Origin of the sequence: Acinetobacter sp. AOR18_HL, assembly GCF_027855145.1 — a bacterium.
Lineage (GTDB): Bacteria > Pseudomonadota > Gammaproteobacteria > Pseudomonadales > Moraxellaceae > Acinetobacter > Acinetobacter pittii.
Map to the genome: position 1 here is coordinate 97,424 of NZ_JAKTIG010000007.1, position 6,171 is coordinate 103,594.

Here is a 6,171-nt window from a genome sequence, read left to right on the forward strand (position 1 = left end):
GATGAGCCGTTGCATGAGTATCGGCTCATCATTTTCATTGAGAGACTGAACGTGACTATTCAAACTGAACAAGAATTCCTTGCCAGTTATGATCGCCGAGATTATGACGCACCTTTACTCACTGTAGATATGGCTATTTTCTCGGTTTTTAATGGTCAGTTGCAGGTATTACTCATTAAGCGACCCAACTTTCCAGCCAAAGACCAATGGGCTTTACCGGGTGGTTTTGCCGATTTAAAGCACGATCAAGATTTGATGGCAACGGCTTATCGTAAGCTGGTCGAAAAAACAGGAATTAGTTCACCTTATTTGGAACAAGTTGCCTCTGTAGGTAATGCTAAACGTGACCCGCGTGGCTGGGCAGTAACTATTTTGTATTTTGCTTTAATTGATTTTAATGCCTATCAACACCAAGCTTTGGCTGAATACAGCGAATGGGTGCCTGTAGCAAAAGCACAAGATTTAGCATTGGCGTTTGATCATAATGAATTGCTCAGCTTAGCTTTGGAGCGTTTAACCAGTAAAACTCGCTATACCGCATTGCCAGCCAGTCTCATGCCTGAGTTGTTTACTTTGACTGAGCTGCAAACCATTTATGAAATTATTCTTGGGCAATCTTTAGATAAAAAAGCGTTTAGACGCCGTATGATAGAAGCGGGTGCAGTTGAAGAAACCAACCACAGTAAAATCGTGGGCAAACGACCAGCTCAGCTTTACCGCTATGCACTCGATTCTTTTGATTTTATATTTCCTCGCTCACTGGAATTACCTAGAAATAAAGAGGGTGAAGACAAGCAAAACAATGAGCTTTCTGACTAGCGCATCTTGATGCACTTTGATTTATAATGCCGCGCTTATGATTGATGTCATGTTTTGATAAGCGCTTTGCCTATGTCACACGTTTCTCCCTGCTTCCAGCAAAACCAGTTTTTTGTGTTGATGGAGTACCTCACTTCACTACATGAAATTTATCCTGTAAGACATGAGTTTGCAGGGTATCCGGCTGCAATGACATTGGCAGATCGTGTACATTCAGATCATGATATTGCGCCGCTTGAGGCCAGCAAAAGTTATCCTGACACAATTGATAAAGTCTTACACTTTTCAGGTAAGGCCAGAGACATACAAGACTTTGAGCATTTTTTAGAGCAAGCTCAAACAGCCAATATTCAAAACTTGTTATTGCTTACAGGCGATAAACTCAAAGAACACCATAATGGTCGAGATGGGCAGCCTCGTAGCCGTTACCTAGAGTCAGTAAACGCCGTAATGGCTGCCAAGCAACACGGCGGGTTTCGTATTGGCGTTGCCTTTAATCCGTTTAAATATGTAGAAGCTGAGCGTGATGCACAGTATTTAAAACTGCATAAGAAGATTAAAGCAGGTGCAGACTTTATCATTACCCAATTGGGCTATGACATTGAAGCCTTAAAACAAGCCAAATCCTTTTTAACCAAGCATGATTATTCGCAGCAAATACTGGCTTGTGTGATGCCTCTGACTTTAGGCCGAGCCAATTTTATGGTGAAGCATAAAGTCGCAGGTATTGTGATTACCCCGCATATGCTAAAAGTTTTGGCAGATGAAAAACAGGCAGGGCATACAGACCGTGTTTATGTACGCTGTGCTTTACAAATTTTAATATGTAAACATTTAGGATTTGCTGGAATTCACTTATCTGCTTGTCATAAGCCAGAAGAGCAAATGTTGCTTGAGAGCTACATTGAGCAATACAGACATTTGGAGCTTAAAGCCTTAGAAGAGCTTTGGAATTCACTTTGGCACGTCACGTCAGGCAACGAGTTTACCCCTGAGATTGCTCGTTTTTCATGTCAGCCAACGTCTAAACAATTAATTAAATATCGTCAGCTACATGTTATGCATGAAGCAATGTTTGGATCAAAAATCGCTAAAGGCGTCGGACGTTTTATTTTCAAAGCATCTTTTTGGGAAAACGCTTTAGTCGCTAAGGTATTAATTAAAACAGAAGTATTAAGTAAACATAGCCTAGTGGGTTGTGAAAGCTGTGGTCAGTGTCGCTTAAGCGATACTTTATATATTTGCCCTGAAACGTGTCCAAAAGGTTTAGCCAATGGGCCCTGTGGCGGAACAACTTTAGACCGCTGTGAATTTGGTGACCGTGAATGTATTCACTCAGTAAAAGCAAGACTTGCAAAAGCAGTTGCACAAACTGAAATACTAAAAGAGAAATTGATTCCTACAGTAGCAATTGAAACCAGAGGAACCAGTTCTTGGAAAAACTGGTATTTAGCGACTGAGGCTTAAGTTTTGTATTAACCGCTGATTTGATCTTGCTAAAAAAATCAAATGATATGCTAAAGCACGGCGATAATTTAAAAATAACAATTGTTTGCCTTAATTATGTCCAATCAAAATGGCTATCAAGGAGTATACTTAAAGCAAATCTTTTGCGTTAAAGGAAAGGCTGTCTCAATGAAAAAGTTGGTTGCTGTACTTACTGTAATTGTTGTTTTAACTGGATGCGTTTACGACCCTGTTAATTACGACAAAATACACGACCAAGAGTTCCAAGACCACCTCAGGCAAAACGGCTAGTAATAAAAAACCCACTCAATGAGTGGGTTTTCATTTGGAATAACTTTAGAAGAAATTTTTAAGGGTTTATATAAGTAAAAGATCACTTAAATCACTATTTTTAAAGGTTTAAATAAAGAGTTTGAAATTATTTTATCTGGAAAATATAGGTCATTTTAGTCATCAGGATGGCTTATTTATCAAAAATATCGTTTATTTGTTTTATGGATATTGTTATTTTTGAAAAATATAATATTTATAACTTATATATATTTTATATTTATAAGTATAATAACTTTGATTGTTAACTCATTTTTAAATTAAATATTATTTTAATTAATAATACTTAATGATTACACAATAAAACTTATTCTTAATATTAGTGAAATAAATCACTCTATTCAAACATATATCTCTATTTATTGCTATTATTATAAATTATTTATTAACAAATACTTATCTTTGTTTTTTGTGATTTTTTTAACCAAAAATCTCCAAAAATTAGAATTACATAATTTTTTAATATAGTTTATATAATATGTTTTATTGACATAAATAGAAAAAATATCTGGTAAATAGGTCAATGATATTTAATTAACTTAAGAACCATAATTTGCACCAAATTTTACGCTGTCACGATTCATTGAATAAAACCAAGTGAAAAGTTACGTAAAAAAGAAACCAATAATTTTATTGGCTTAAATAAAAAATCGAATATTACAAATAAGCGGAATGAATATGGATAACGTAGCTCAGCTAGAAACTGATACTAATTTCCAAAGCCGAAAGAAAATAACTTGGGGTGTTTTTAGTGTCCTGATGTTATTTTTATTTGCTGGCATATTATATTATTTTTTTGTATATCGTTTCTATCAATCTACTGATAATGCTTATGTGCAAGCCGATGTTACTTGGGTGATGCCAAAGATTTCGGGCGAAGTGATGGAGTTATTAATTAACGATAATCAGGTAGTAAAAAAAGGGGAAACTTTAGCAGTATTAGATCACCGTGATTATCAAGCTCGTTATGACCAAGCCCGCTCAGTAGTCAGCTTAAAAGAGGCAGCGCTGGGTGTACAACAACAAAATGAAAAGTCTGCACGCTCTTCAATTACTGAAGCTCATAGTGGCGTAGTGGCAGCACAAGCTGATTTAACTCGTTTAGGATTTGTTGGTCCATATTTAATGGGTTATTTAAAAACAGCAACGGGTTCCTTCACAAGTGGATTTATGATTATGGGTTGTATCCTTTTCTTAGCGGCCTTTATGACAGCTCTTCTTCATATTGCTATGAAAAAAAGGGAATTACCTCAGTAAGTTCTTTATTTATTGTTTTACTAAACTAGAGTCAATTTAAAAAGCCTTATAAAGATATAAGGCTTTGCTGACTAAAAGTTATCGCTTTGTTTGCTTGATATAAATATAAGGAAGAATAAATACACGGAAAAAGGCAAAGAAGCCAATAACTAAAATCAAAGGAAGAATATAGGAAAGGACTATATTCTTTTTCTTCTTAAGAAGTATATAGAACTCTATTGTAGTTATTTATAAGTATGCGTGATTCTCTAACTATTGAAATTTAAAATCAATATATAAGTTTATTAATTGTTTTTGCGAAATTGAATACTCATGACAAGGTTTGGAAAGTTCCCCGATTGAGAAACTTTCCAATATTTTGTTTAAAGATACTTTTGAAAGAACGGAATAATTCTTTCTAAAGCGTGAGCAACAGGTTCAGGTTGATCATATAAGTCATAATGGCTCGCACCTTTAACCACAAAAAGGTTCTTATCTTTAGAAGCCGCTTTGCTATATAGCTCATAACCATCGCGATAAGAACCGAATCCACCCGCTATATCACCAATCACAATTTGCAAGGGTTGAGTGAGTAAGTGTTCTGCCAAATGAAATGCATCAAACCCAACAGCAGCCGCTAAACTTGAAAAGCGAAGTTTATTTGGTGAACCTTCTGCCTGACCGCGCGGGGTTTTGTAGTAATCAATCGCTTCTTTGATATCAATATCATTGATTCCAGCTTGCTCACGCTCTTGTTGTGAGTTTGGAATGTACTGGGTAATAAATGGTTCCGCACCACGCGCTTCGGCTGTTCGCTGCGCAGCAATTGCTTCTAAAGTTTTAATAGCTGCTTCAGGCGTTTGGTCACCTTCACGCATTAAACGGCCATAGTTTGCTGCTACAACAGTTGCGACTGCTTTAAAACGGCGTTCAGTCATAGCTGCATTGACAGCATAACCACCGCCACCACATACACCTAATACACCAATACGGTTTTCATCAACATAACTAAGCGTTGTTAAATAGTCGGCTGCACAGCGGAAATCTTCTACACGTGTTGCAGGGTCTTCAATAAAGCGAGGTTCGCCACCGCTAGCACCTTGATACGATGCATCAAACGCTAAAGTAATAAAACCAGCTTCAGTCAGTTTTTCACCATAGATTGCGCCTGCAGTTTGCTCTTTACAACTACTAATTGGATGCGCACATACAATTGCTGCATATGTTTTGTTTTCATCGAAATCTTTTGGAAAACGAATAGTTGCAGAAACATCGATATTTTTATTTTTGAAAGTTACAGTTTTCATCATCTTCTCTCCGAAAGAAGAACTAGGTCGATGAAATTAATATAACCCTAGTGATTTATTATGATAATCCACTATAATCAGATAGCACTTATATTAGATGTCTTTCATAAATCATTTTTTACTCAGCTCCAAGTTGTAGATTCCAGCGATTAAATTGAATCTCAAACCAAGCCTTTTACCTCTATTTCGATAACGCTCAGCAAGAATTTTGAAGGTTTTCAGGCTGCCAAATACATGCTCAATTCCGATTCTTCTTTTATTGATTTCTTGATTATAGATTTTCAATTCAGGATCCAATTTACAGTGTCTTTTGGCTTTTAATGGCAACAGGCTATTCGGATACAACACATAAATCCCCTGATAGCCTTTATCTGCAAGGATAAAAGCCCCAAAAGGAATCTGGTTTAAATTGCGTTTGAACAACTCGAAATCATGCACTGCACCGCGACTGGTACATAAACTCATAATTTGCTGAGTTTTGTAGTGAATCATGGCCTGTACTTTAAAGGTATAGGTCTTTTTCTTGCCGCTATAGCTTTTCTTCTGTTTTTTTAGGTCTTTGGATTGGAATTTCCGTGGCATCCACGATCACAACATTCCAGTCGATGCCTTCGCCCTCGGGTAAATCTTTGGGTAAATTAAACAGATTGGACCGAATCAGGCAGTCTTCAACATGACGGACAATTCTTGAGGCTGTGGGCTCTGAAACCCCGTAACTCGTCGCAACGTGAAATAAGGTTCGGTATTCCCGCCAATAGCTCAGACAGAGCAGAACCTGATCCTCCAGGCTTAACTTGGGCGGTCTGCCTTTGGCAGAGACATGCTTCTGCAATTGCTCAACCATCAAATAGAAAGTTGACCATGAGATGCCTGTGTATCGCTTGAACTGAGGATCAGAAAGCTTGTTTGAATCGATGTATTTCATCCGCAGATTATGCACGAATGCCAAGAAATCCGGAGTGCAAATATTAACCAAAAAGAAGGTCGTTTTTTGATTTATGAAAGAGATCTA

The 6,171-nt window shown here is 37.0% G+C and carries 6 protein-coding genes and 3 pseudogenes; 5 read left to right on the forward strand and 4 right to left on the reverse strand.

The window, feature by feature from the left end; all coding sequences use genetic code 11:
* Positions 1 to 51 precede the first annotated feature (51 nt).
* From ntrR to MKL51_RS02430, 5 genes and pseudogenes are all read left to right on the forward strand, one after another.
* Positions 52 to 819 (forward strand): ADPR responsive transcriptional repressor NtrR, encoded by a 768-nt coding sequence (gene ntrR, locus MKL51_RS02410; RefSeq protein ID WP_000155298.1) that lies wholly within the window; start codon positions 52 to 54, stop codon positions 817 to 819.
* A 72-nt stretch (positions 820 to 891) separates the two neighbouring features.
* Positions 892 to 2,286 carry a methylenetetrahydrofolate reductase C-terminal domain-containing protein gene (locus tag MKL51_RS02415; RefSeq protein ID WP_270904168.1) on the forward strand — a complete coding sequence of 465 codons (1,395 nt, stop codon included), beginning with the start codon at positions 892 to 894 and terminating at the stop codon, positions 2,284 to 2,286.
* 168 nt (positions 2,287 to 2,454) lie between these two features.
* Positions 2,455 to 2,577: a hypothetical protein gene (locus MKL51_RS02420; protein WP_000737386.1), complete on the forward strand. Its 123-nt coding sequence runs from the start codon at positions 2,455 to 2,457 to the stop codon at positions 2,575 to 2,577.
* A 717-nt stretch (positions 2,578 to 3,294) separates the two neighbouring features.
* Positions 3,295 to 3,720 (forward strand): annotated as a pseudogene (locus MKL51_RS02425) (HlyD family secretion protein); the annotation flags it as partial.
* Positions 3,721 to 3,873, forward strand: a pseudogene (locus MKL51_RS02430) (MFS transporter); the annotation flags it as partial.
* A gap of 84 nt (positions 3,874 to 3,957) precedes the next feature.
* Here the strand turns inward: MKL51_RS02430 and MKL51_RS20955 are convergent.
* The 4 genes and pseudogenes from MKL51_RS20955 to MKL51_RS02445 form a co-directional block, all read right to left on the reverse strand.
* Positions 3,958 to 4,080 (reverse strand): annotated as a pseudogene (locus MKL51_RS20955) (alpha/beta hydrolase family protein); the annotation flags it as partial.
* Positions 4,081 to 4,235: 155 nt separating this feature from the next.
* Positions 4,236 to 5,159, reverse strand: a complete 924-nt coding sequence (locus MKL51_RS02435) for an alpha/beta hydrolase (RefSeq protein ID WP_171073761.1) — start codon at positions 5,157 to 5,159, stop codon at positions 4,236 to 4,238.
* A gap of 111 nt (positions 5,160 to 5,270) precedes the next feature.
* Positions 5,271 to 5,741 carry an IS5/IS1182 family transposase gene (locus MKL51_RS02440; protein WP_017482311.1) on the reverse strand — a complete coding sequence of 157 codons (471 nt, stop codon included), beginning with the start codon at positions 5,739 to 5,741 and terminating at the stop codon, positions 5,271 to 5,273.
* Entirely contained in the window at positions 5,689 to 6,099 is a 411-nt protein-coding gene (locus tag MKL51_RS02445) for a transposase family protein (RefSeq protein WP_171054439.1), read from the reverse strand. Before MKL51_RS02445 ends, MKL51_RS02440 begins: the two co-directional genes overlap by 53 nt.
* Positions 6,100 to 6,171: the final 72 nt, after the last annotated feature.